24 protein-coding genes and 1 riboswitch are annotated in these 25,525 nt (G+C 56.1%); of the genes, 11 read left to right on the top strand and 13 right to left on the bottom strand.

The features are described from left to right. Positions 1-45 precede the first annotated feature (45 nt). The gene (gene map / locus FRY98_RS21130) at positions 46-795 is read right to left on the bottom strand and encodes a type I methionyl aminopeptidase (protein WP_148455662.1); all 750 of its coding nucleotides are present in this window, start codon (positions 793-795) and stop codon (positions 46-48) included. Between the two features lie 161 nt (positions 796-956). Further along, positions 957-1,145, bottom strand: coding sequence for a hypothetical protein (locus FRY98_RS21125; RefSeq protein ID WP_148455660.1), 189 nt, complete (start codon positions 1,143-1,145; stop codon positions 957-959). Between the two features lie 396 nt (positions 1,146-1,541). On the opposite strand from FRY98_RS21125, the gene FRY98_RS21120 reads away from it, so the two are divergent. Genes FRY98_RS21120 through FRY98_RS21110 form a run of 3 tightly spaced genes read left to right on the top strand, consistent with a single transcriptional unit; the run spans position 1,542 to position 4,079 of the window. Continuing rightward, on the top strand, positions 1,542-2,519 hold the full coding sequence (locus tag FRY98_RS21120; protein ID WP_148455657.1) for a serine hydrolase domain-containing protein: 978 nt from the start codon (positions 1,542-1,544) through the stop codon (positions 2,517-2,519). 2 nt (positions 2,520-2,521) lie between these two features. Next, complete coding sequence (locus FRY98_RS21115) at positions 2,522-3,700, top strand: MGDG synthase family glycosyltransferase (RefSeq protein ID WP_249043494.1); 1,179 nt, start codon at positions 2,522-2,524, stop codon at positions 3,698-3,700. A gap of 40 nt (positions 3,701-3,740) precedes the next feature. Beyond that, entirely contained in the window at positions 3,741-4,079 is a 339-nt protein-coding gene (locus FRY98_RS21110; RefSeq protein WP_148455653.1) for a DUF4870 domain-containing protein, read from the top strand. 44 nt (positions 4,080-4,123) lie between these two features. Here the strand turns inward: FRY98_RS21110 and FRY98_RS21105 are convergent, their stop codons facing one another. The 4 genes from FRY98_RS21105 to FRY98_RS21090 all read right to left on the bottom strand — a co-directional run bounded on the left by FRY98_RS21105 (position 4,124) and on the right by FRY98_RS21090 (position 7,791). Next, the gene (locus FRY98_RS21105) at positions 4,124-5,458 is read right to left on the bottom strand and encodes a nucleobase:cation symporter-2 family protein (protein ID WP_148455651.1); all 1,335 of its coding nucleotides are present in this window, start codon (positions 5,456-5,458) and stop codon (positions 4,124-4,126) included. 62 nt (positions 5,459-5,520) lie between these two features. After that, positions 5,521-6,108 (bottom strand): xanthine phosphoribosyltransferase, encoded by a 588-nt coding sequence (locus tag FRY98_RS21100; protein ID WP_148455649.1) that lies wholly within the window; start codon positions 6,106-6,108, stop codon positions 5,521-5,523. 185 nt (positions 6,109-6,293) lie between these two features. Further along, a riboswitch (purine riboswitch) is annotated at positions 6,294-6,393 on the bottom strand. Positions 6,394-6,474: 81 nt separating this feature from the next. Continuing rightward, positions 6,475-6,780 carry a hypothetical protein gene (locus tag FRY98_RS21095; protein WP_170287148.1) on the bottom strand — a complete coding sequence of 102 codons (306 nt, stop codon included), beginning with the start codon at positions 6,778-6,780 and terminating at the stop codon, positions 6,475-6,477. A 249-nt stretch (positions 6,781-7,029) separates the two neighbouring features. After that, positions 7,030-7,791: a zinc-ribbon domain-containing protein gene (locus FRY98_RS21090; RefSeq protein WP_148455645.1), complete on the bottom strand. Its 762-nt coding sequence runs from the start codon at positions 7,789-7,791 to the stop codon at positions 7,030-7,032. A 223-nt stretch (positions 7,792-8,014) separates the two neighbouring features. Between FRY98_RS21090 and FRY98_RS21085 the strand changes: the two genes are divergently transcribed. Both FRY98_RS21085 and FRY98_RS21080 read left to right on the top strand, forming a co-directional pair. Continuing rightward, complete coding sequence (locus FRY98_RS21085; RefSeq protein ID WP_148455643.1) at positions 8,015-8,386, top strand: hypothetical protein; 372 nt, start codon at positions 8,015-8,017, stop codon at positions 8,384-8,386. Between the two features lie 149 nt (positions 8,387-8,535). Continuing rightward, positions 8,536-9,240: a GTP pyrophosphokinase gene (locus FRY98_RS21080; protein ID WP_148455641.1), complete on the top strand. Its 705-nt coding sequence runs from the start codon at positions 8,536-8,538 to the stop codon at positions 9,238-9,240. Between the two features lie 88 nt (positions 9,241-9,328). Here the strand turns inward: FRY98_RS21080 and FRY98_RS21075 are convergent, their stop codons facing one another. Both FRY98_RS21075 and FRY98_RS21070 read right to left on the bottom strand, forming a co-directional pair. Continuing rightward, the gene (locus FRY98_RS21075; protein ID WP_148455639.1) at positions 9,329-10,288 is read right to left on the bottom strand and encodes a hypothetical protein; all 960 of its coding nucleotides are present in this window, start codon (positions 10,286-10,288) and stop codon (positions 9,329-9,331) included. Further along, a complete protein-coding gene (locus FRY98_RS21070; protein WP_148455637.1) occupies positions 10,285-13,425 on the bottom strand; it encodes a DEAD/DEAH box helicase in 3,141 nt (1,046 codons plus the stop codon). Before FRY98_RS21070 ends, FRY98_RS21075 begins: the two co-directional genes overlap by 4 nt. Positions 13,426-13,945: 520 nt before the next feature. Here FRY98_RS21070 and FRY98_RS21065 point away from each other — a divergent pair. After that, positions 13,946-14,710, top strand: a complete 765-nt coding sequence (locus FRY98_RS21065; protein ID WP_148455635.1) for a tryptophan-rich sensory protein — start codon at positions 13,946-13,948, stop codon at positions 14,708-14,710. Positions 14,711-14,839: 129 nt separating this feature from the next. Here FRY98_RS21065 and FRY98_RS21060 read toward each other — a convergent pair whose 3' ends face one another. From FRY98_RS21060 to FRY98_RS21040, 5 genes are all read right to left on the bottom strand, one after another. Continuing rightward, entirely contained in the window at positions 14,840-15,217 is a 378-nt protein-coding gene (locus FRY98_RS21060; RefSeq protein ID WP_148455633.1) for a RidA family protein, read from the bottom strand. An 85-nt stretch (positions 15,218-15,302) separates the two neighbouring features. Further along, positions 15,303-16,712: an ATP-binding protein gene (locus tag FRY98_RS21055; protein ID WP_148455631.1), complete on the bottom strand. Its 1,410-nt coding sequence runs from the start codon at positions 16,710-16,712 to the stop codon at positions 15,303-15,305. 132 nt (positions 16,713-16,844) lie between these two features. Next, positions 16,845-17,114 (bottom strand): hypothetical protein, encoded by a 270-nt coding sequence (locus tag FRY98_RS21050; RefSeq protein WP_148455629.1) that lies wholly within the window; start codon positions 17,112-17,114, stop codon positions 16,845-16,847. Positions 17,115-17,151: 37 nt separating this feature from the next. Beyond that, the gene (locus FRY98_RS21045; RefSeq protein WP_148455627.1) at positions 17,152-17,352 is read right to left on the bottom strand and encodes a CsbD family protein; all 201 of its coding nucleotides are present in this window, start codon (positions 17,350-17,352) and stop codon (positions 17,152-17,154) included. Between the two features lie 142 nt (positions 17,353-17,494). Beyond that, entirely contained in the window at positions 17,495-19,003 is a 1,509-nt protein-coding gene (locus tag FRY98_RS21040; RefSeq protein WP_148455625.1) for an HD-GYP domain-containing protein, read from the bottom strand. A 163-nt stretch (positions 19,004-19,166) separates the two neighbouring features. Between FRY98_RS21040 and FRY98_RS21035 the strand changes: the two genes are divergently transcribed. From FRY98_RS21035 to FRY98_RS21015, 5 genes are all read left to right on the top strand, one after another. Continuing rightward, positions 19,167-20,708: a potassium/proton antiporter gene (locus tag FRY98_RS21035; protein WP_148455623.1), complete on the top strand. Its 1,542-nt coding sequence runs from the start codon at positions 19,167-19,169 to the stop codon at positions 20,706-20,708. 284 nt (positions 20,709-20,992) lie between these two features. After that, entirely contained in the window at positions 20,993-21,898 is a 906-nt protein-coding gene (locus tag FRY98_RS21030; RefSeq protein WP_148455621.1) for an FMN-binding protein, read from the top strand. 47 nt (positions 21,899-21,945) lie between these two features. Then, entirely contained in the window at positions 21,946-23,823 is a 1,878-nt protein-coding gene (locus tag FRY98_RS21025) for an FAD-dependent oxidoreductase (RefSeq protein WP_148455619.1), read from the top strand. A 138-nt stretch (positions 23,824-23,961) separates the two neighbouring features. Further along, a complete protein-coding gene (locus tag FRY98_RS21020) occupies positions 23,962-24,408 on the top strand; it encodes a hypothetical protein (protein ID WP_148455617.1) in 447 nt (148 codons plus the stop codon). A 36-nt stretch (positions 24,409-24,444) separates the two neighbouring features. Then, positions 24,445-25,437, top strand: a complete 993-nt coding sequence (locus tag FRY98_RS21015) for a polyprenyl synthetase family protein (protein ID WP_148455615.1) — start codon at positions 24,445-24,447, stop codon at positions 25,435-25,437. The last annotated feature ends 88 nt before the right edge of the window (positions 25,438-25,525 follow it).

Below are 25,525 nucleotides of genomic sequence, written 5' to 3'. Positions count from 1 at the left end.
CAAATTTTTTACCAAAAAAAGAGAGCTTGCGCTCTCCTCCATTTTTTATATCGTCAAAATGACCGGGCCATCCTCCGTGATCGCCAGCGTATGCTCGTAATGGGCGCCCAGGCTTCCGTCCGCCGAACGAATCGTCCAGCCGTCGTTGTCCCACAGCACCGCGCCCGTTTCGCCCAACGTAAAAATCGGCTCGATCGTGATGACCATGCCGGCAAGCAGCTTCACGCCGCTGCGGGGGCGGCCGAAATTCGGCACGTCCGGCGGTTCGTGCATCTGGCGACCGATGCCGTGCCCGATCAAGGGCTTAACGATGCCGACGCCGGCCTCCATGGCCACCCGCTGCACGGCGTAACCGATGTCGCCGATCCGATTCCCGGGTTTCGCCGAGTCGATGCCGGCATAAAGAGCTTTTTCCGTAGTTTTCAGCAGCCGGTCCGCCTCGGGATTCACGTCCCCAACGCGGTAAGACCACGCCGAGTCCGCCAGCCATCCGTTCTTGTTCACGACCATATCAATCGTGACGATGTCGCCGGCGTTTAACCGCTGCGGCCCCGGAAACCCGTGGCATACCACTTCATTAATCGAAGCGCAGGTCGCATAAGGGAAGCCTCGATATCCCTTCTGTTCCGGTTTCGCGCCCCGCTTGGCAAGAAACGATTCCACGAACCCGTCGATCTCCGCCGTGGTGATGCCGGGAGCCATCATCTTGCCGATCTCCCGATGACACTCGGCCAATATCGCTCCGGCTTCGCGGATTCGGGCAACCTCTTCTTTTGACTTCAAGTTTGGTTTCAATCTAGGAATCCCCTTTCGCGGCACTAAGCTGTTTGTCCCTGACTACACATAACCTCTTGGGTATTTCATTATATGTTAAAAACAAAGAAAAAACGCCCCGGCTTTGGCCGGGACGGTAATTAGCCTATAGGTATTGGGTTCAAATTTATGAACGACAGACTTCAGGAAACCGACGAATTCAACTTCCCCATTTCCGTCTCTACCAAAAGGGTCAGCTCTTCCTCATAACCGCCAGTAATCCGGTATTTGCGGACATATTCCTTTACGAACTTCTTCGGGTCTTTCGGCTTGAATATCCGGGTCATCTCCCGCAAACTTTCCTTCACTTCATTGTGACCTTTCGTTGCCATACCAAATTCCCTCCCAGAACGTTTCTAGTTCAATGCTCCGATCTCGAGAATGCGTAACAAGCAGTACTTCATGAAGTCAGCTTACGGTTTAACTTATTCAGCTGGCGCATGACACTATACATACCCGAACCACTTCCCGATGAATCAGGCACGCGAGAACAGCGTCTTGCATGTTTACCGGTCTTAGCAAATCAAGGAAAGACCTTTATGTCCCCTATTGTAACATATTCAGCAGGCAGTTACAGCTTTCTTCCATTCACCCATTTTTTGCTTCTCCCCATTCGCTTTATTTGAATCCCGCGCCGTTGGTTAAGATATGGTTAGACGCATTTCGAACCTTCGGGGAGTTAACGCCGCGTTAATCATACTGTTGTATTCTCAAACAGGAGGACATATATGTTAAAACAGTCCGCCGATCCAAGCCGCTGGACCCCTATCGACCAAAATGTGCGAAGGGCTTACCCCAAAATCCGCAGCTTGCTGGTATGGCAGAGCGGGACGCCCAGATTTGAGGCGTATTACAACGGTTACGATGCTTCACACCTACACGATCTTCGGTCCGCGACAAAAAGCGTACTGTCCCTCCTGCTCGGCATCGCCCACCGCCGGGGCGAACTTCCCGGCCTGGATCAGCCGGTTTGGGACGACGTTAAAGACCACGCGCCGGCAAGGCCCGATCCCGCATGGTCCGAGTTGACTTTGCATGAATTGCTCTCCATGACGAGCGGACTCTACTGGCAGACCGGGCCCAAGCTGGGGGAGCGGTATATCCACCGGTTTCACCGCAGCCGGAACTGGAGGAATTTCATCCTGCGGCTTCCCGTCGTTCCGGAGCGGCGCGGCGCATTTATGTACTGCAGCCCATGCTCGCATTTGTTGTCCGTGCTGCTGTCCAAATGGACGGGGTGCACCGCTTTGGACTATGCGTCCCGCCATTTGTTCCAGCCGTTAAATATCGCCGGCGTCCGCTGGGAAGCTAGCCCGGAAGGCTATTCGGGCGGACATGTCGGGCTCCATATGACCGCTGAACATATGCTGAAAATAGGCATCCTGTGCCTCCAAAAAGGCAAATGGGAAGGCCGGGCCCTGGTTTCGCCGGAATGGATCGGCCTCGCGTGTTCACCGCAATGTCCGCCGTTTCACACCTATGGCCGTTATGGCTACCATTGGTGGAACGACGAATCCTCGGGCATCCGTTACAGTTATGCCCATGGGCACGGGGGACAGCAAATCTATGTGATTCCCGATCTGGAGGCGGTGGTTGCGAGCGCTTCGGACAGCAAGGTCAGACGCTATAAAAACCCTAAAGTTCTTCTGGAACATCACATTTTGCCCGCTCTTCAATCGACATCATTAAGGGGTGAAGGTCCTTGAACGTGAAATCGCCAAAAATCATGATACTTTACGCCAGCTACGGGGACGGGCATTACCGCGCCTCCAAAGCGATCGAGGCTTGCTTTCGCAGCAAGGGGATTCACGATGTCGTGCTGCTGGACCTGATGGCGGAATCCCATCCAAGACTTAACGAATTCACAAAATTTATATACTTAACCAGTTTCCAGGCGCTCCCTTTTTTATACGGCTGGATCTATAACGCCACCAAAGATTTGCGAAGCGAGTCCGCCTTGCTGCGAGCGGTCAACGCCATCGGTACGGGGACATTGAAGAAAGCGATCCGCCAGCACGAGCCCGATCTGGTGATCCACACCTTTCCTCAACTGATCCTGCCGGAATTGAGCAAACGAGCCTCCCTATCCCTGCCGATGGTCAACGTCATTACCGATTTTGACGTGCACGCGAGATGGCTGCATTCGGGAGTCCACCGGTACTATGTGGCCACCGAAGATATGAAGCGGGAAATGATCGAGCGCGGCGTCCCGGCCGAACGCATTCTGGTAAGCGGGATCCCCCTCCGCCCGGATTTCGGGCGCGACGAACAGCCCCCCGCCGATACGGGGATTGGCCTCACTTTGAATCCCGGAAAAAAAACGATCCTGCTGATGGCCGGCGCATACGGCGTAATGCAGGGAAACCGGGAGATCTGCGAAGCTCTGCTTGCCGGGGGGGACTACCAGATCCTCGCCGTGTGCGGCCGAAATCAAGAGCTGTATCAGGGACTTGCCTCCGATTTCGGGGACCATCCGGACATCCACTTGTTCGGCTTTGTCGATGAGGTGGCCGAATTTATGCTGGCGAGCGACTGCATGATCACCAAGCCGGGCGGGATCACGCTGTCGGAAGCGCTCGCTTGCCGTCTGCCCCTCTTCCTGTACCGCCCGGTTCCCGGCCAAGAACTGAACAATGCCCGCTACCTCGAAAAGAAAGGAATCGCCCGCATCGCCGCCGATCCCGTCTCCCTGCGGGCCGAAATCGATGCCTTGCTGCAGGACGGCGGGCAATTGTCCACCGTTATGGCCAATATGGAAAACCTCCGCAAGCCGATGGCCGCGGAGGTCATAGTCAACGATATACTGGAGCAATGGTTTCAGTCTGCTTCCCGCAAGCCGGTCACTGCGCAAATCGGTTCTGCTCCCCCCAGGCTCGTCATACATTGAGTACTGGGTAGGCAACCGTATTTAGAAAGCAGGTGATTCCTTGTCCCCTTTCAAATCTTCAACAGGCCTGTACGAGAATGTAGCCGGTTTTCTTTGCTATCTTTTCGCCTTCGTCGGCGGAATCGTGTTTCTAGCCGTGGAACGGAGAAGCCGCTTCGTGTTGTTCCACGCCCTGCAGTCCGTTATATTGTTCGGCGGACTCATGGTATTTCACGCGCTGGCCGGCTTTCTGCCGATTATCGGGGCCGTCGTTGGACTGCTCCTCTCGATAGTCGGGCTGGTCCTCTGGCTGGTCCTCATGCTGGCTACACTCCAAGGAAAATGGCTGAAGCTGCCGTGGATCGGCGAGATCGCGGAAAAGCAATTAAACCGCATGTAACCCTTTATCCTCCTCCGTAAGGCCCCCCGGTTCCCGCAAAGCGATCAAAGCTGCTCCTTTGCGGGAACCGGCGTGCTTTTCCGGCCGAGACCGTTAAACAAAAGGTTCATCACAATAGCCGTAAAGCTGCCTGCCACAATGCCGTTATCCACCAGAATACGCAGCCAGGACGGCAGGCTGGCGAAGACTTCAGGCACGACCGTCACCCCGAGACCCATGCCCACCGAACAAGCGATAATCAGCAGATTTTCGTGCCGGTTGAGATCCACCTGATCGCCCAGCATCCGAATTCCCGAAGACAGAACAAGCCCGAACAGGGCGATCATGGCTCCCCCGAGTACGGAGGTAGGCACCAGCTGCGTCAACGCCGCGATTTTCGGCACGAAACCGATCAGGATCAATAGGCCGCCGGCGACCACGATAACATCGCGAGTTTTGACCCGGCTCATCTGTACAAGTCCCACGTTTTGGGAATAAGTCGTATAAGGGAATGAGTTAAAAATACCGCCCAACATGATCGCCAGGCCTTCGGCGCGGTAACCCCGGGCCAGATCTTTGGACGTAATGTCTTTGTCCACGATTTTGCCGAGCGCCATAAAGACGCCGGTCGATTCCGCCACGCTGACAATCGCGACGAGAATCATCGTCAGGATCGCCGAAGCGTGGAAGGTCGGCGTCCCGAAGTAAAACGGCTGCACCATATGAAACCAGCTCGCCTCCTTTAGAGGCGTCAAATCGACTTTGCCGAGCAGCGCCGCGGCTAAGGTCCCGACAATCAGACCGATCAGGACGGAGATGGAGCGCAGAAAGCCTTTGGCAAACCGGTTCATCAATACCACGAACAACAGGACGCCGAAGCCGAGCGCCAGGTTGGCCGGACTCCCGAAGCCGGGCTTGGACACGTCACCGCCGCCCAAGTCGGTCAGGGCAACGGGAATCAGGGTTACTCCGATAATGGTAACGACCGAACCGGTGACGACCGGCGGAAACAAGGCGATCAGTTTTCCGAACAAACCGGAGAACAAGAAGACGAACAGCCCTGAAGCGATGATCGCTCCGTAGATGGCGCTGACGCCCATGCCGTCCGTAAGTCCGATGGCGATCATCGGAGATACGGCCTGGAAGGCGCAGCCGAGCATAACGGGAAGTCCGATGCCGAACAACCGGTTCCCCCATACCTGAAGCAGCGTAGCCACTCCGCAGGCCAGCAAATCGATACAAATCAGATAAGTCAACGCCTCATGGGACAGGTTCAGCGCCCCGCCCACGATGAGCGGAACGATCACCGCGCCGGCATACATAGCCAGCACATGCTGAATCCCAAGCGACAGCGTTTTGAGCGGATGGCGGTTCCTTTGAAAAATAACTTCACGTTCCATGAATATGAAAGCTCCTCTCCTTGGTACCCGGAGTTGTTCCGGTTATGCTATATTCCTTTCGATCAGACCTCGTGTACGTCTTCCACAAAGGCAACCGTCCCGTTCTCCAAGGAGGCGATCCGGACGAGCGATTCGACTCTGTACCCCGCCTCTTCCAGCAGTCTGGCGCCAGGCTGGAACGATTTTTCGATAACGATGCCAACCCCGACCACGGATGCGCCGACCTGCTCCACAATGCGGGCCAGACCGAACGCCGCTTCCCCGTTTGCCAAAAAGTCGTCGATGATCAGCACCCGGTCCTCGGGGTGCAGAAATTTCCGCGATACCGTGATCTCGTTGCTCTCCCGCTTGGTGAAAGAATAAACTTTCTCCACCAAGATATCATCCTTAAGCGTCAGCGATTTATGCTTGCGGGCAAAGATCATCGGTACGCCCAATTCCAGCGAGGTCATAATCGCGGGAGCAATGCCGGACGACTCGATCGTCAGCACCTTCGTAATTCCTTCGCCGGCAAATCTGCGGGCGAATTCGCTCCCCACCTCTCTCATCAGGACAGGGTCCATCTGGTGGTTCAGAAACGAATCCACCTTAAGAACGTTTTCCCCCAGGACAATTCCTTCCGCCATGACCTTATCTTTTAACAGCTTCATTCCGCGTCTCCCCCTTGATATCGTTCGTCCTTGCAAACTCAAACTTCTGCCGTACCTAACGCCAAGCATGAAAAAAAAGCCCATATCCCGGACCGACCGGAATATGGACTAGAGCAAGGGAAAAACCGGGGTTCAGAGCAGAACCTCCGGCGGCTCGGGATCCCTCCCAAGCGCCGCGGTTCTCTTCAACCCGCGGTATTCCCCGTAGTCCGACCATTCCGGTGATCGGGTAGAGACATGCAGGCCGATTCCTGCACATATACGAGAAAATATATGAAAAAAAATGTCGATTTTCATGCAATGTTAGAAGTATAACGCAAACCCGGCGAAGAAATAAAGAGGAAATTTTATGACCGGCTCGACGTCCTAGATAGGACGGGACTCACCGGGAATAAGATGATTCAAGAGGGAGCGCAGCTCCGTATCTTCTTTGTAGCTTTTATCTCCCGTGTCCAGACGGCGGATTTTGATCTGCGAATAGTCCGCTCCCGGGTCCGTCGGCTTAAAGACCAAATTTTGTTTGTCCTCCAGCCGCAGTTTGTAACCCATCTCCCCAAACATAGAAAGAAAATCCTGCTCGGAAGGAACCTTTCCTTTTTCCAAGAAGATTAGGCCCCTTAATTCTTTCACCTCATTCTTATGATGGACGTCAAAATGTACGATGCACTCCATGCGCTTCATGCTCCTTTCACTAAGTAAATGACGATCCGCACTGATGTTAAGCGTTCCCCCGGCTCTGCGTTTTCATCCCGACGCGAACCGAAAGTCCGCTGACCGAAACGCAAGCGGCACGGCTCAGGGAGAGCCTTCTCTCCCGAATCCGTGCCGTCAAGCAGCGGGCGCCTCTCCTTCTACTACGGATAAGATATCCGTATTTCGGGCCCCACTTTTTACAAATTGGTGAATTAGCCAAAGCCAGACTTAAATTTGCTCGGATCCGCAGTGAGGACACCATTTGGTCCCTTTGACGAGCACCGAAGCACAGATTTGGCAGCTTACTGTCGGAATCCCCGTTTCCAGCGCGGAGGAAACCTGTTTCTTCGGCGGATCGACATTTTCCTTCCAGGTACGAATCCGGCGGTCCAATTCCTCCTGCCGCTCGCGCTCGCGCTCCAGATCCCGTATGCGGCGGAATTCGTCGGGATCCCGCTCCTCTTGGACCACGGGGGACATCGTGGCCGCCGGCTCTTTATAAATGATCGTTTCGTCCGAAACCGGTTCTTCGAACAAGGACAACGGATCTTTAAGGTCATGGCTTCCGTGACTTCCGTAGCTTCGAATCTCCTCCGACTCCTTGGCGGCGTTTTTCCTGCCGACGGCCGTCTTGGCCTTATCCAGCTTATGTCCGCAGTACTGACAGAACATGGCGTCCTCGGCGACCGCTCTCCCGCAAGCGCCGCACAGCCGTTCATTCTTCAACTCGGCGATTTTCGCGCGGACTTCGTCCCGCTCTTCCGATAACAGATCGCAGGTTTTGGCCAGCTCGATCATCTCTTTTTCCGCATTGGACATATCTTTGCGGGAATAACCCTCATAGAAAACTTCGCCCATTCTTTGGAAATAAAGCCCCATCTCCCGCTCAATATTCGAAATCTGTGTGTTCAGCCTCCCGATTTCCACGGCGTTTTGCGCGCGGTCGGTTACTTTTCCAGCACCGTCTTTAATCCTCTGTAAAAAATTCATGAATGCAATCCTCCCATTCCATGGCTTCCCCGAAAAAAAGCAACCGGAAAAGCTTTCTATGCACTTAGAGCCTCTTAATCATGCCTATGATATAAATTTCTAGAAGTTATCATACCAGATTTGGGGCCGCGGTGAAAATCCGCCCGTTGATTCATTGGAATGGCCCCCGTGTATTAATGTGTAGATCACAAACGCTCCCTATTAGGAGAGGAGGAATGGCGAATTGACATCCCCGAAAAAAAACTACTATATTTCCGTGACGCACCGCCTCGTTCAGGAGGTGCCGAACGAGTCCACCGAATTCGAGGTTGTGCTCGATGAAGAGGATCTCTCGATGCTCCGCGACAAAATCGGTGAGCTGGCCAAAGAGGATGAGTATACGTTGAAGCGCGCGCCCGTACCCTATAAATCGGCCGATCATGACGAGGCGTCCGATCGGTTCAACCGCCGGCTGACCGAGATCTACGTGCTGCTGTACCGCAACGGAACCGAGAAGACCCGGGAAGCGATCATGAATATGGGCGTGCTCAGCAATCTGTCGAACACGGACTACGATCATCCGGGATATAACGGCGGCTCCCCGCTAAACAGGTAGACCAGGACGCCTGAATTCCGGGATTGGAACCACTCTGCATTTCTTTTGAAATTCCAGGCCTATTCAAGGTAAAATAAACGTAAGAACTTCAGAAGAAATGGGAGTAGATTAGACTGAGTATATCCAACCCGAGTAACAAAGACGGCCTGCTGAACCAGTTGGACCTTCGCGAACTGTACCAATGGGAAATCAAGGATGACGCGCTGCGGAAGCTGGAGGAATGGAAGAAGCTACCCACGCTGTACCAGCTCGCTCTGGATGAACTGAAGAACAAGATCAAGCTGATCCAGACGGAGTGGAAGATCCATAACGGGTACAGCCCGATCGAACACATCAAGACCCGGATCAAGGAACCGAGAAGCATTTTGGAAAAACTGGAACGCAAAGGCTTCGCGTTGACGGTCGACAATATGGTGAATCAAATCCACGATATCGCGGGCATGCGGATCGTCTTTTCCTTCGCCCAGGACATTTATAGCCTGCTGGACCATCTTCGGCAGCGCGAGGATATCAACATCATTGAAATCAAGGACTACATCGAGCAGCCGAAGCCGAACGGCTACCAGAGCCTGCATGTCATCGTGGCGGTCCCTTTGACCCTGTTCGAAGGGCAGCGGTGGATGAAGGTGGAAATCCAAATGCGTACGTTGGCGATGGATTTTTGGGCCAGCATGGAACACATCCTGTTCTATAAGTATGATAAACAGGTGCCCTCTCATGTCATCCGCGAGCTGACGGAGGCGGCCAAAGCGGCCGACGCCCTGGACAAAAAAATGCACGGGCTGCGGCGCGAGATCATGGGGGCCTCGGAAATCCCCGCCCGGCGGACCGAAACCGAACCCCTGCCGAAATAGACGCCCCCCGCTTCCAAAAAAAAGCTGTCCCCCGCCGTGTTCAACGGTGAGGGACAGCTTTTTGTGCAATTGCGAGCGTGCCGGGGAGCTAACGCGGCTTTTGGGGCGGATGCGCAGCTTGAAGGTCCGCGGCGCGCTCCATCACCCGGCCGGCGACCAGAGCAAGGCCCCGGGCCGCGCCGGAGACACCGGGCAGGAGGCCGGCCCACGGAGCGGGATCGGGGCCGGGCTCGCGCCCCGGTTCCACGTGCGGAGGCGCAAGCTCTCGCAGCTCCGCCTCCACGTCGTGGAGCTGCGGGCCGGGCAGGTGCAGCCGCCCCTCGGCGGCCAGCTCCGCGAGCCACTCGGCGACGTTCGGCCCGTCGCCCGCCGCGGAGCGCTGGGCTTCCGGCCCGCCCGCCGCTTGGCGGAGGGCCTCCTCCGGCGCCGGCAGCGGCCGGGCCGCGGCCCAGCGCTCCAGCACGGCCGCGGCCAGCGCCTCCGGCGTCCAGCCGAGCAGCGCGAGCCGCAGGCCGGGGTCGGCCGCCCAGGCCGCGTCGGCGGCGGCCAGGGCCTGCGGCACGTGGCCGCAGCCGGCCGCGACGCAGTTGCACGCGGGCGCCGCAGCGGCGGCGTCCGGCTCCCGCCGCCACGGCGGCAGCTCGGGGAGGAGGGCGGTCAGCGCCGCCGCCCCCTCCTCCAGCAGGCCGGCGACGAGCAGCGGCCGGCCCTCGAGCTGCCGCACCAAGCGGTCGCCATCGGCGCCGGCCGGCGCGGGAACCGGCAGCTCGACGACGCACAGCGGCGGGGAGGCGGCCGCGACGTCCCCGTCGGCCTTAGCGGCCTTGGAGGCCTTGGAGGCCTTGGCGGCCCCGGCAGTTCCGGTGCCCCCCGCTCCATCGGCCGCCTTGGCGGCGGCTTTTCCCGCCCCGGTTCCCTCTCGATCGCGCTTGCTCCAGCCCGTCCCGCTTCCTTCGGGCCGCTCTTCCGGAAACAGCACGCGCAACGCCCCCGGCACAGGCTCCATTTTCAGCTTCCCCTGATCGGGGAGATCCGTTCTCCGGCTCATCTCGCATCCTCCTCGATGATACTTCCCGCACCCTGCAGCATCACCAGACCGCGCAGCTCTTCGTCGGACATTTCCGTTAGCCACTGCTCACCCGATCCGACGACCTGCTCGGAAAGCGTCTTTTTCCGTTCGATCAGTTCATCGATCCGTTCCTCCAGGGTCCCCTGGCAGATGAGCTTGTGCACCTCCACGTTTTTTTGCTGCCCGATCCGGAATACCCGGTCCGTGGCCTGGTTCTCCACGGCCGGATTCCACCAACGGTCATAATGTATGACATGATTGGCCCGCGTGAGATTAAGTCCCACGCCCCCGGCTTTCAGCGACAGGACGAAGATCGGTGTTCCCGCCCCCTCCTGGAAGGCGCGGACCATCGCGTCCCTTTCCGGCTTGGCGACGCCCCCGTGCAGGAAAAACGGTGTTTGCCCGTAGCGTTCGCCAAGCTTTTTCTGAAGAATCTCCCCCATCTGTACATACTGCGTGAAAATAAGAGCGGCCTCCCCGTTATCCATGATGAGGTCGAGCAGCTCGGTCAGCCGTTCCAGCTTGCCCGATCGTTCCAGGTCGGCCCCGGGGGCGAAGGCTCCCTTCGCTCCAAGCCGCGGGTGGTCGCAAATCTGCTTCAGCCGGGTTAGCGACGACAGCACCAGGCCTTTGCGGGCCATTCCTCCGCTACCGCCGATTCTCGTCATGAGATCGGCAGTAACGGCCTCATACAGTCTAGCCTGCTCCGCCGTAAGCGAGCAGTAAGATTTCAGCTCGATCTTCTCGGGCAGATCCTTACGGATATCCGGGTCGCTCTTCAGCCGGCGCAGCAAAAACGGAGCAACCAGCTTGCGCAGCCTTCCCAGCTCGGCGGTTTGGGGATCGCCGCCCCCGGTGTATTTGGCCCGGAAAGAAGCTTGCGTTCCCAAGTATCCCGGGTTAAGGAATTGAAAAATCGACCACAACTCACTCAGCCGATTCTCCACCGGGGTGCCGGTCATGGCGATGCGCTGCGGCGCGCTCAATTTCATGACGCTCTGAGCCTGCTTCGTGCCGAAGTTTTTAATATACTGCGCTTCGTCCAGCACGATCGTCTTCCATTCCAATTCCCGCAGCTCTTTGCCGTCGCGCCCCGCCAATTGATAGGTCGTGAGCACCACGTCGCTGTTCCGGCATTCCCAAGCCAGCCGGTCCCCATGCAGCCGGTCGCTTCCATGGTGAACGTACAGGCGCAGCTGCGGAGCGAAGCGGTCCAGCTCCCTCTGCCAGTTTCCCAGCAGCGAAGTGGGGCAGACGATCAAGCTGGTTCCGGGCGAATCGGCCAGGCCGTCCAGCAGCTCCGTAATGACCTGGACCGTTTTGCCGAGCCCCATATCGTCGGCCAGCAGAGCGCCGAATCCCAGTTGACGCATGGCCGCCAACCATTGGAAACCTCTTTCCTGATAAGGCCGGAGCGTGCCGTGCAGCGCTTCGGGCACCGGGCGCGGCTGCGCGTTCCGCAGCAGCTCGCCGTTCATCAGCACGGCCAGCAGCCCCTCCGTCTCCACGCGTTCTACCTGGAATCCCTCAAACCGATGATCCTCGTCCGCCCCGGAAGCCAGGTACATCAGGTCGCGGAAGGTCAGCATACCGCTTTCCTGCCGCTTCATAAACTTCAGCACCTGGCGGAGCTCCTTGACGTCGATTTCAATCCATTCCCCGCGGAACAGGACGAGCGGCGACTTGGAGGCCGCCAGCCGGGCAAGTTCCTCTTGGCTCAATTCCTCTCCGTTCAGTACGGCGCCCGCCTCGAAGGCGATCAACTGCTGGACGCCGAGTCCGGCTTCCGTTCCTTTGCTTTCGGACTTGGCCCCCCAGCCCGATGCCTTGATCTTCACCCCGGCGGGGCGGCGCCCTTCCCGGGTCCAGCGGGACGGCATCTGCACCGTCACCCCCTGTTTGCGGAGAAGCGCCACGGACCGGCTCAAAAAAGCCACCATCTCCGCCGGTTCCAGTAGAACCGCCTCCGGCCGGGACGCTTCCAGCCCCCTCGCCACCTCGGGCGACAGTTCCGCCGCTTTCTTCAAGCGAAGCAGCAGACTTTCGCGCACCTTGCCGTACTTCCGTCCGCGGATTTCCATATCGGCATGCGGGTAGCTCCATACCAATCCGGCAGGGAGAAGCACGGCCGGATCCTCGGCCCCTTCGCCCCAGAACGAAAGGCGCCAGGCCAACCGGGACTCCGGCTCGCCGCCTCCGGAAGGCAGCGGCTCGATCCGCAGGCAAAGCCGAAGCGTCCCCGCCGCTTGCCTCCCCTGCTCTTCGTCCTCGGCGCATAGGCGTCCCCCGCCGGCTTTGGCAATCTCCTCCGCCAGCTGTTCCACCTCCGCCGTGTGGCCTGTAAGGTCCGGCGGCGTTCCGGCGCTCAGCAGGCCATTCCACCACAGCTCGGCGAGCGGCGAGCTCCCTCTGCGGTAATCCGCGCGTGAAGGATTCAGCTTCCGGCCAAGGTCCTGTACGGCTTTTCGGACTTCATGATCCACCATGGCCGTCAGGAAGGAGTGCAGCAGCGCGTTCTGCCGACCGGCGATCGTTCCGCATTCCGCGGCTTCGGGAGGCTGCTGCATGGCGGCCAGCCCCAGCGGCGGCATCGCCTCGGCCAGCCGCCGGAACCGCCCGGCGTCCTCCTCGCGGTCAAGCAGCGGCCCCCAGACGGCCCCAGCCGAAGCTTGGGTTCCGCGGCGTCGGCTCAGCGGACCCGTCGCCGCCCTCAGCCCCGGCACGATTTTCCCCCGACGCAGAAGGTCGAGGGCAAAGCGGGCCGCCGTGCTCCAGTAGGAGAACTCCGGTCCGGGCTGCACGCCTCTGGATGCGTAATATCCTTCGTCCCAGTTCAGAAGAAGCTGCCAGGCATCCGGCACGGGGAGAGCCAGGCCTTCCAGCGTCCGGCCGATCAGCCCTTTTCGCTCCCCTCCCCCCGCAGATCTTCTCCCCGGGGCGACGGGATATCTTACTTCGGCAAGGCGAAGGGCCGCATGCTGAAACGGACGCAATCCCGGCACCGGCTCCAAAGGCCGTACCGCCGCGGTCCAGGCATCCACTTTGCTCTCCGATATTTCGCCCGAGAAGCAAAAAAACACATCCCCAAGCCATATTCCATAAAGGCGTTGATTCATGGTGATCTCCTGTCGTTCCCAATTCTTGTTCCCTTGAAACACACTAGTTCTATCTTATACGAAACCTTTCCTATATAAAACCGCTCTTCATTCCGACTTTTCCCACAGTCTCCCCTTCCCTCCGCCTGCAACTCATCTAGATTAAAGGGAATTCTTCCTGTTAATTTGGTGCGTATGCGGCTGCAGAGGCGAATTAGCTGGAGAATCTCCCGCTAATTCGCCTGAAAATGTGTATATCGGCAAAAAGGCTGCAAAATAGATGGAGTTTTTCCAGCTAAATTCGATAGAAGCGCCAAGAACGGTACTTTAACGGGAGATTTTCCCGTTAATGATGTAGCCCCGACGGTAAGGATCTTAATCTTCAATGCTGAATGTCGGCAACGTATCTCCGAAACCTATTTTCATATCCTTCCCCAACGCCAATCCTTTAGTTCAACCTATAATTGTTTTCCCGGGAATGGGTATATTCATATAGTAAACGCAATGGAGCAACTTATAACCGGATGAAGGGGGCCCTTCCATGTTCAATAGCAAGGCTTGCCGCTGGTGGAACGTATTATTCTTTCTCGTCCTGATGGCGGTTACTATTATGGCGGAGGCGTTTCCTTTAGGGGGCGCAAAAGCCGGGGAACTGTCCAATCGGTATTTTTCCCGACTTACCCCGGAAGGGTACGCCTTCATCATTTGGAATATCGTTTATTTGCTGATCGGATGCGCGGTTGTCTATCTTTGGCGGCAAAAAAAGCACGATAGCCGGTGGATGCGGACTTTTACCGTTCGGTTCGGACTGTCCTGTCTATTCCATATTAGCTGGCTGCTGTTATGGCGCTATGAATACCTGCCGCTTTCCTTCGGAGCTTTGCTGCTGCTCTTATTATCCCTCTTCCTGCTCCACCGGCATACCCGCAGCGCGCTTCGCCCGGATTTGGGGGAAATCTGGTTCGTCCGTCTGCCCTTTAGTCTGTACTTGGGGTGGGTGCTGACAGCGACGCTGATCCATCTGCAGATCCTGATGCAGCACGCCGTTTCTACCCGCTTGTTGCCCGGGCTTCCGGCGGATGTTCCGGCTGCCGGGCTGCTGATTGTCGGAGCCGCCGTCGTTTTCCTGCTCGTCAGCCGCACCCGCGACGCGGTGCTCCCTCTGCCGATGGCCTGGGGGTTTGCCGCCATCGCGGACAAGCATTCGGACGAACGCCTGCTGTTTGTGACGGCGGGCTTGGCCGCGGCCTTACTGTTCCTTCTCTCCGCCTCCCTGTTGTTCATTCGCGCTCGGGAGAGGGACTGAGGAAGGCGGTTTTTTGCAGTTGATCTCTATTCGATAAAAAAGAGGCTCCCGCCGGGTCTTATCGACCGGCAAAGCCTCTTCAACCGAGACGGGCCCGCCAAGGAACCGTCCCAAATTCCCAGGGATCGCTTATTTGAAAGCGATCGCCTCGATCTCCACAAGTCCGTCCTTCGGCAGACGGGCTACCTCGATGGCGCTGCGCGCCGGGTACGGCTCGCTGAAGAACCGCCCGTAGATGGCATTCACCGTGGCGAAATCGTTCATATCCTTCAGGAAAACCGTCGTCTTCACGACTTTGTCCAGTCCGGTGCCCGCCGCCTCCAAAATCGCGCCTAGATTGCGCAGCGCCTGTTCGGTTTGCGCCTCGATCCCGGCGGCCAATTCACCGGTCTCCGGGTTCAATCCAAGCTGACCGGAGGTGAACACATGCTCTCCGATCTGAACGGCTTGCGAATAAGGCCCGATAGCCCCCGGGGCCGCTGTTGTGGATATGACTTGTTTATTCATCGCTCATCCCTCTTTTTTAAATTTCTTATATTGTAGACAGGTTTGGGCTCCAAACGCAACCGCTGACGGAGGTGTGGGGTGTGAACTACGTAATCGGCAGGTACAAGGAAAACGTGCTCCCGGCCCCCTCCTGGCTCTGCAGACGGATATGTCCTCCTAACAGTTGGGCCAGGTTTTTGCTGATCGAGAGCCCCAAGCCGGTTCCCCCGTATCTCCGGCTGATGGAACCGTCCGCCTGGCGGAACGCTTCGAAAACGGCCTCCTGCTTGGATTTCGGGATTCCTATCCCGGTATCCGTGACCGCGAACACAATCCACTCTCCGGGCAGCCCATCATCCCCCGACGGCTTGCGGATCTCCAGCTTCACTTGTCCGTGATGGGTGAATTTAAAGGCGTTGGACAGCAAATTCCGCATGATTTGCTTGACCCGCTGGGCATCGGACACTATCGTGCCCGGCAGGCCTTCCTCAATGCGGACCTCGAACCGGATATTTTTTTGCCTGGCGATATGTGCAAAATGCATCTCCAGCGAGTCGGCCATCTCCCTCAGCCCCACCGGTTCCCGCACGATTTCCATATGTCCCGCTTCCACCTTGGATAAATCCAAAATATCATTTATAATGCCGAGCAGGTCTTGTCCCGATTTGTAAATGATTGTTCCGAAATTGGGGCTGTCATCGCCGCCCTTCCCTTGGTCTTCCCCCTCTTCGGATTCCGCCAAAATCTGTGCCAAGTTAATGATGCTGTTTAACGGTGTTCTCAGTTCGTGAGACATATTCGCCAAAAACTCCGACTTATACTGCGAAGCCATCGCCAATTGCTCCGCGCGTTCTTCCAAAGCCAGCTTGGCCATTCGCAGTTCTTCCGTCTGCTTTTGCAGCAGATTGTTGGCATAGCTGAGTTCCTGCGTATGTTTGCGCCCCAGCTGAAAATCCCATAGGATCAGCGCAAACGCGATACTCATCCCCACGGTTAACGGAAACGTAACGGGCGCGATCTCCAGCAAATACTGCCTGGCGGGAATCACGCCGAACACGCCGATGTTAATCGTATTGAAGACGTTCGCGACCAGGATGGTAAACAGAGCCTTAATCACCAAGCGATAGTCGGTACGCCGCATCCAAATGTTAAGCAAGGCGCATATCGCGCCCATAATCGACATATTGATCAGCCCGGCTATAGCCGCATCGTTTACCCCGAACGTCAGCCTGGCCAACCCGATGCCGAGGCCGATCAAAACCAGCGGCAAAGGCTTCTTGTAGACGGCCGAGGCGATGATCAAGGGGACCAGGCGGAGGTCAAAGATCACGTTTTCGCTAAGCTGAAATCCGAACTCCATGCAGACCCACCCGGAAAAAACGAAGATCAGCACGGATAACACATAATTTAGTTTAGGGTTGATTTTCGACAATGCATATTTGTAGACCACGTTTACCAGGTAAGCAAATGTGACCAGCATCCCGAGATTAAGCAGAAACATCTTGCCAAAACCCATAAGCTCACTCCCGACATCTATTCCTCCAGTGAGGCTCTTCCATCTTATCACATCCTGAGATACAGGAAGGAGATGAGTTGATTTACAAATGTTTGATTAAATGGAATTAACCCCATACAAAAAGAGCGCAAATCAGATTCGATTCGCGCCCTTTTTCCAGAATAGCGGAAGCGGCAGCGGGCTGCGGTCAGCCCCTCGCTTCAGCAGGCCGGCCCACAGGCCACGAAGTCCGCCCCGTTCGGGCAAAGGCTCGACTTCGGGCTGAAGCTGCGGTTCAACTTCCACTTCCCGCAAAGAATAATAACGGAGATGATAAGTGCTGACTGTATCCCCCTGGACCGTCACCACGCTGTCTCCCCGCATCTCGATGATTTTTCCGGTAATTACGCGGGATACGTACATCTTCTCGCCTCCGACAGTTCAGGCTCAAGCCGCGAGTCTACTTACGGGCACGGGCCCAGTCTTCGTACTCCCGCTCGGCTGCATCCTTGGTATGTCCGTAACGTTCTTGGAGTTTGCCCACAAGCTTATCCTTTTCACCGGCGATGATATCCAGATCGTCATCCGTGAGCTTGCCCCACTGCTTCTTGGCTTCACCCTTGAACTGGTTCCATTTTCCCTTGAATACGTTCTCGTCCATCTCAGATCAACTCCTTGTCCGATTTGTAACAAAGCAGAATGAGCATGGGAACTTTCCGTATATGTTGTTAATACCCGCAGACTATGGCTTTGAACCTGGATCCTCCTCTTGCGGCCTTAAAAAAGAAACAAACCCAATGAGATTATTGGGCTTGTTTCTTCACTCGCTTATTGCGATAGGCCTCGATAAAAAGCTCCGCAAAATAAGGATCCCACTGGGTCCCGCGGCCTTCTTCCAAAATCGCTATCGCTTTATCCTCGTCCAGTCCCTTCCGGTAAGGCCGATCGGAAGTCATGGCGTCAAAAGCATCCGCCACCGCGATGATCCGGCCGAACAGCGGAATTTGGTCCCCTTTCAACCCGTCGGGGTAGCCCGCGCCGTCGTACCGCTCATGATGCGACCTTACGCCGGGCAGAAAAGGTTCCATCGCGTCGGCCGGTTCGATCCGTTTTAAAATCGCTTCGCCAAGTACGGGATGCTGCTTGATTCGTTCCCATTCCTCATCGCTCAATTGGCCTTCCTTTAAAAGGACCGAATCGGGGATGCCCATTTTTCCGATATCGTGCAGAAGCGCCGTTTTTCTCAAGTCCTGCAGTTCCTCATCGGAAAGACCGGCGAGCCTGCCGATTTCGACCGCATATTCCGCGACCCGCAGAGAGTGGCCGGCCGTGTATCGATCGCGGGCATCCAGGGCGGCCGCCAGCGTCGCAAAATAGCTCTCCAACAGCTGGTTGTTGCGCTCGGCCTGAACCTTGATCCCGCGCAGCATATGATTAAACCCCGATACCAGCCGCGAAAACTCGTCGGAGAACAGGTCGCTTGCCCCCGACCGGATCTGCCCGACCTTGACCTCGGCCATCTTTTCGTAAAGATGCTGGATCGGCAGCACGATTTCCCGGGTCAGCAGCCTGGAGCCGATAAAGGCGAAGCCGAAACCGACCGCTAGAATGTAGACGGCCCATTGCCAATAGGAAGAATCGATGTCCATCCACTTCCCCCCCATGCGAAATTGCACGGAAAGGCTGAATAGCAGGAGAGGGAACGCCCCGATCATAAAAAAGCTCCATCTCAACTTGCGGCGTATCGACAAGAGGACCCTGCCCCCGAGCGAAAGTTCTTTGCCGTATAGCCGGAGCGACCGGGAAGAGAGCTCCATTAAAACCGGACGAATAGTATAGGAGGTTAAATAAAATTCGAGGAGCGCATGCATCCCGGCCACGATAATTACTCCGATCGAAGCGAGCAGGACATAATAGTAAGGAATCGATAACTTACCGATGTAAATCAGCCATAGCGTCAACCCGGCAGCCGGCAGCAGCAGGCCGAACAGATGGGGGCCGAGAATCCGTTTGACGGCCAGAACGGGCAGCCGATGCGTCCGTATGTAAACCGTTTGCAGGCCGGAATAGCTGCCGCCTTCCTTCGCGAAGCAGTTGCGGATCGGTTTAACCTGCATTGTAAACACAGACCATTCCAACGCAAACATCACGCAGATCGAAAAAAACAGCACCCCCGACAGCCAATAATACTCTTCGCTCGGAAGGTTCAAAGGGGCAAATAGGATCAGGCTGCCGGCCGCTGTGATCGCCAGAAGCGTACCGGCTGCATAATTGAGCTTCAAACGAGAAATAAAAGTGTTATATACCGTCAAGGAATCGCCCGTCCTTCCTTCCGTACCGCTTCGCGGAACAAAACGCTTCTTACATCATTATCGGCAGAAGCGAGAAAAGTTTTCATAAGAAGCGGGAACGGCAGCTTCATATCCGGATTTCATGATTAATGAATGTTAGAACTACTTAGAAGGGAGGCAGGCTATGGACCTTACCGCACTCACGGATTCGATCATTATATTGCTGGCCAGCTTGCTTCTGATCGGCGTATTCGCCACCAAGTTTTCCAGCCGTTTCGGGCTGCCGGCTCTCGTGTTTTTCATCGCCGCGGGCATGGTGCTCAGCCGCTTTGTTTATTTTGACAATGCCTTTCTCGCCCAATTGGTCGGCACCTTCGCTTTAATTGTCATCCTGTTCGAGGGGGGCATGCAAACCAAGTACACGACGATTCGGCCCGTCATCTCCAGCGCTCTCTCGCTCGCCACGATCGGAGTTCTGATTACCACGGTCATCATCGGCATCAGCGCGACCTACATATTGGGTATTTCCCTGGAAGAGGGCCTGCTGTTCGGAGCCATTGTCGGAAGTACGGATGCCTCCGCGGTCTTTTCCGTGCTCGGGGGAAAAAATATAAAGGAGCGCCTTACGGCAACCCTGGAAGCCGAATCGGGCAGCAATGACCCGATGGCGGTCTTCCTAACCGTCACGCTGATCGAGTGGATTCAGCATCCAGAACATGATCTTGTCTCGCTCGCGCTTTCCTTTTTTCTCGAAATGGGCTTAGGCCTGCTGCTGGGGTTGGGCTTCGGCTGGCTGGCGGTCAAAGTGATCAACAGTATGAATTTTGATTCCTCGGGCTTATACCCCGTTATGGCCATAGCTTTTGCCATATTGTCCTACGGCGTCGTCTCCGCCTTGCACGGCAGCGGGCTGCTTGCGGTATATGTGATGGCCCTCGTGTTGGGCAATTCGGATCTGACCTACCGTCAGTCGATTCTCCAGTTCAACAAAGGTTTTGGCTGGATCATGCAAATCACGATGTTTACGTTGCTCGGCCTGCTCGTCTTCCCCGCCGAACTGCCGGGAATTATGCTGCCCGGCTTGGCGTTGTCGCTTCTCTTGATGCTTGTGGCGCGTCCTGTCGGCGTGTTTTTCAGTACGATGTTCTCCAAATTCTCCTTTCCGGAAAAGGTGCTGATCTCCTGGGCGGGCCTCCGCGGCGCCGTTCCCATTGTACTGGCGACCTACCCGCTGATGAGCGGTTTACCGAACGGGCCCCTTTTCTTTAATGTCGTCTTTTTTATTATCCTGACTTCGGCGGTCATTCAGGGAGCCACGATCTCCCCCTTGGCGGTGAAGCTCGGCCTGGCTGGCGAAAGCGCTTCGGGGCAGCATTCCCTGCTGGAACTGGTCGCTTTGGGCAAGACCAAATCGGAGATCAACCACCTCCATATCCATGCGGGAATGAAGATTATCGGCAAGGAACTGCAGGAGCTGAATCTGCCCGAAGAAGTACTCGTGACGGCGGTGATTCGCGGGGAGCAAATCGTCACCCCTCGGGGGAATACCGTGATCCGGGAAGGAGACACGCTTTACATCCTCGGACCAAAGGCCCAACGCGAAAAAATCAAAGAAATTTTTAGTTTCCGGGAATCGCCACACGTCCCGGTCGCGCCTACTCCGGAGCTGATTCCGGGCGATGTGGACGAGAAGGAGATAGACAAGCCCTTTCCTCCGGATAAATAAAATTTTAAAAAAATATTTTTGAAGGTAAGCCTCTCCTCTCAACCCCGAAACCCTAAGCGGTGCCTTGCTTACGGCGTTTTTCGGGGTTGTTTTTTATCACATACTAAGTGATATTTTTCACATTAACCCCCATCCAGATATGCTAAAATGCCATCGAACAAAGGTTTTGGGACTCCCCTAATAGTCCTAGAAACCCAGCAATGGCGCGAATTCCGCCCTCTTATGTCGTTATTAAAATGTCCGTACATTTTAATATATATATTCCAAATTGGAGGTCATTATTTATGAAGAAATTTTCCATTCTTTTGTGCAGTGCCCTTCTGCTTGGCGTTCTCGCCGGTTGCGGTTCCAACGGCGAAGGGAAAGGGGCCGCTCCGGCCAACAATACCCCGGCGGAGAACAGCGCCAAAACGGGGACGAACGACGCCAACGCCGGAACCGAACAAGGCAAATATAAAGACGGCGTTTACTTCGCCCAAGGGGAAGCCGACGCCAAAACCGGCTGGCAATACTACGTTACGCTGACGGTTTCCGATGGAAAGATTACGGAAGCCAAGTGGAACGCGACCAACGCGAATGTCGGTGTAGACAAAGTAACCTACTCCAAAGAAGGCAAGTACGGCATGAAGGCGGGCGGAGCTCAATCCGAATGGCATGAGCAGGCCGAGAAAGCGGAGCAGTACCTGATCGAGAAGCAAGATCCGAAAGCGATCACACTGAATGAAGAGGGCAAAACCGACGCCATTGCCGGTGTATCCGTACACGTCGACGAATTCTTTAACCTGGCGGATCAAGCTCTGACGGCAGGTCCGGTAGAAGTCGGCCCGTACAAAGACGGAACCTATCACGCCGAAGGGGATAAGTTCGACGAGAAGAGCGGCTGGAAGGAAACCGCGGATGTGGTCATCGCCGCTGGCAAGATTATCAAGGTCAACTTCAGCGGCGTAAACCAAGCCGGTGAAGACAAGAAGCAGAACTCGATCGACGGCAAGTACGGCATGAAAGCCGGCGGTGCGCAAGCCGAGTGGCATGAAGAAGCCGCCAAAGCCGAAGCCTATCTGGTTGAAAAGCAGGATCCGGCTTCCCTTACTTTTAACGAAGAAGGCAAAACCGACGCGATTTCCGGCGTATCGATCAGCTTGAAGTCCTACTTCGACCTGGTAACCAAAGCGCTGGAACAAGCGAAATAAAGCCTGTGGCTCCATGATTTCCACTCTATAACAAGAAGGTGAGTCTCTTGAAAAAGATAGTCGTTCTGGGCGGCGGTTACGGCGGCGTGGTGACTTCCAAACATCTGGCCAAATTGTTCAAAAAAGACAAGGATGTCGAGATCAAGCTGATCGACCGCAATCCTTACCACACCCTGCTGACCGAACTCCACGAAGTGGCCGCCAATCGCGCGCCGGAGGATTCCGTCAAAATCGAACTTAAAAAGATTTTTGCCGGACAAAAGGTGGATGTGGTGCTCGATTCCATCGACCACATCGATTTTGCTTCCAAGGAGCTCCGCTCCGAGAAAAACACTTACAAATACGACTACCTGGTGATCGGTACCGGTTGTAAACCTACCTTCTTCGGAATTCCGGGTGCCGAGGAACATTCCTTGACCCTTTGGTCCTTTGAAGACGCCGTCCGTCTGAAAGAACAAGTGCGGCGCAAATTCAGCGAAGCCGCCAAGGAGACCAATCCGGTCAAACGCCGGAAGAAGCTGTCCTTCGTCGTGGTCGGCGCCGGCTTTACCGGGGTCGAACTGGTCGGCGAATTGGCGGAATTCCGCGATGAGTTATGTAAGGAATTCTATATTGAACCGGACGAGGTTCGTCTCGTCGTGGCGGATATGGCGCCGAAAATTTTGCCGATCCTGCCCGACAAGCTGATCGATAAGGCGGCAAAACGCCTGCATAAGATGAACGTCGAAATCGTCACCAGCGCCAAAATCACCGGTGTTACCCCCGGCGGCGTCGTCCTTGGCGACAGAGAACTCGAGGCGGACACGGTGGTATGGACCGCTGGAGTCGAAGGCTCGGAGCTCGTCGGCAAGCTGGATGTGAAGCAGGAAGGCCGCAAACGGATCGTCACCAACGACAAGCTGCAAAGCATCGATCATGAAGATGTCTACGTCGTCGGCGACAACATCTTCTACATTCCGGAAGGCGAGACCCGTCCGGTGCCGCAGATGGTCGAAAACGCCGAACAGGCCGGTCCGCTGATCGCCCATAACATCCACGCCGATGTGCATAACAAGCCGAAGAAATCTTATAAGCCCGGCTTCCACGGAACGATGGTCTGCATCGGCAGCCGCTATGGCGTAGCGAACGTAGGGCTTCCAAATAAAATGTTCATGCTTACCGGCTTCATGGCGATGTTCAGCAAGCACTTGATTAACATGTATTACTTGTTCACCGTCGCCGGATTCAATAAAGTCTGGACTTATATGATGCACGAGTTCTTCCATGTCAATAATCGCAGAAGCTTTGTCGGCGGTCATTTCGCCAAGCGTTCCCCGAATTTCTGGCTCGTTCCGCTGCGGTTATTCGTCGGTTACAAGTGGCTGGAAGAAGGGCTCGACAAGCTTCCGAAGATCCTGAAGGATCCGAACAACATCTTCCTGATTCCGGCTTCTCCACATGCGGGTGACGCCGTATCCGCCGCGAGTGAAGCGGCCAGCAAAGTTACTGAAACCGTAGACGCCCAGGCGGCCGCTTCCGCGGTCGAGAGCGCCTCGACGGCGGTCACCGCCCTGCCGGTACCGGGATTCATCAAGTCCATCGTCAATTGGTTTATGGATATTTTCTTCTACACCTCGGACGGAGGCTACACGGCGCTTGCTACCGTATTCCAATTCTTCATGGTATTCATGGAGATCGCACTCGGCATCCTGATCATCGTCGGTTTGTTCACGGCGGTTGCTTCGGCTGTCACGGTCGCCTTGGGAATCATGATCTGGTCGTCCAGCATGGCTTCGACCGAAATGCTCTGGTATATGACCGCAGGGGTAGCCTTGATCGGCGGCTCCGGAAGCACCTTCGGCCTCGATTACTACGTCCTCCCTTGGCTGAAGAAACAATGGAAGAAGATTCCGCTCGTACGAAGATGGTATTTGTACACGGATTAATCAAGTAATGAAATGAACTATTTAAGCATTTTAACTTATTTCACGGAGAGTAATGTGCGTACGCGCACATTACTCTAATTTTTAATCCAATACCTAAGATTTTAACTATCGCGGTATTCAGCCGAGGAGTGTGCCCTTATGAATGTTGAGCTCATCCAGAACGCTAGCCACTTGTTACGGGGCGAACTGTCGCCCGAAGCCGGCATAGAGCTTGACTTGCCGATCGCAGACATTCAGCCTTACGCCCTGCTCTTGGAGCAATCCGATATGCCTGCGCTTCGCCGTCAGCGCCTGTTGTCCATTTATATCGCAATCAAGCTCGCCCTCCAGCGTCATGGGGAATGTGAAGGCACCGGCGGCGGGGAAGCCCTTGTCCGCAAAGTGCTGGACGGCGACTACCTATACAGCTTATATGTACAGCTCTGCCTGAAATGGAGCGAGATCGATCTGCTCGCCAAACTCGCTCCCGTTATTAAACAGATCCAGATCCAACGCGCGGAAGGCCGGGCGGAGGACGACCGCCTGCTAACAAGCCTCGAACAATATGTGCAGTTGGAAAATCACCATATCCGGCGGGCGATTTAAACTCAAACGAACAGTACCCTAAGGAGGGGTCTTCGCATGAAGCCACAACTTACGCTTGACGAAGCGCTCGATATTTCACTCCGCTCGGTGGACCGTGAAATTGAAAACATGGTGAAGTACGACAAAGACATTCCCCGTTCTTCCGCACTCGGTAAGAGTATCGTGGAATTGGTCCGTTCCGGCGGCAAAAGAGTCCGCCCGCTCATGGTGATCGTCGGCAGCCGCTTCGGCCCGTCGCCTGACAGGCGTAAAGTTTGGCGGCTCGCGGCAGCGGCCGAATTTATCCACGCCGCCTCCCTCATCCATGACGATATCATCGACGACTCTCCGGTCCGCCGGGGGCAGCCGGCCATGCATATCAAGCTCGGCGTAAGCGGAGCGCTTCATGTCGGCAACTACATGTCCGCCCGGGTCATCGAGCTTCTGTCCGTATACTCCGCCGAACGGGAACGGTACGTTTACGACCTGTCCTCCCTGGCGACCACCCAGCTCTGTCTTGGCGAGTATCAACAGCTCTCGCATCTTTTTGATTACGACGTCACCATTGACGAGTATCTGGAGAAATCGAGAAACAAGACGGCCCAGTTGATGGCGACCTGTTTGAAAATAGGCGCGCAATCCGCCGGCGCCGAGGAGAACATCGCGGAGCTGCTATACAGCTTCGGGGAAAAGCTCGGCATGGCCTTCCAAATCCGCGACGATCTTCTCGATTTTACGCAGTCCGCGGAACAGCTCGGCAAACCGGCGGGCAGCGACCTGCGCAAGGGGCAGGTTACGCTGCCGGTGCTGTTCGCGCTGCGGGACAAACGGCTGGCTCCCGCAATCCGGGCGATAGGCCCGGACACGCCTGCGGAAGTTACCGATGCGGTCATCGGGAAAATACAGCAGTCGGGGGCGTTGGACGAAAGCGAACGCCTCGGCCGCCGTTATCTGGACGAGGCCGAGTCCATCATCAACCGGCTGAGAACCTTCCCGGCTCACCGGGACTTGCAGACGCTGCTGCACTATTTTGGCGGGCGGGAAAGCTGATCCCCCATCCCCCCGGAGCTGGACCGCAGCAGTGTTACGGCGCCGGTTTAGCCTCTGCCCGCCTGAGGCAGCACTGCGCAACTGCCGC

Source organism: Paenibacillus faecis (assembly GCF_008084145.1).
GTDB classification, from domain to species: Bacteria; Bacillota; Bacilli; order Paenibacillales; family Paenibacillaceae; genus Fontibacillus; species Fontibacillus faecis.
The sequence above is the reverse complement of the archived record's forward strand: the minus strand, read 5'-3'. Positions and strand labels throughout refer to the sequence as shown.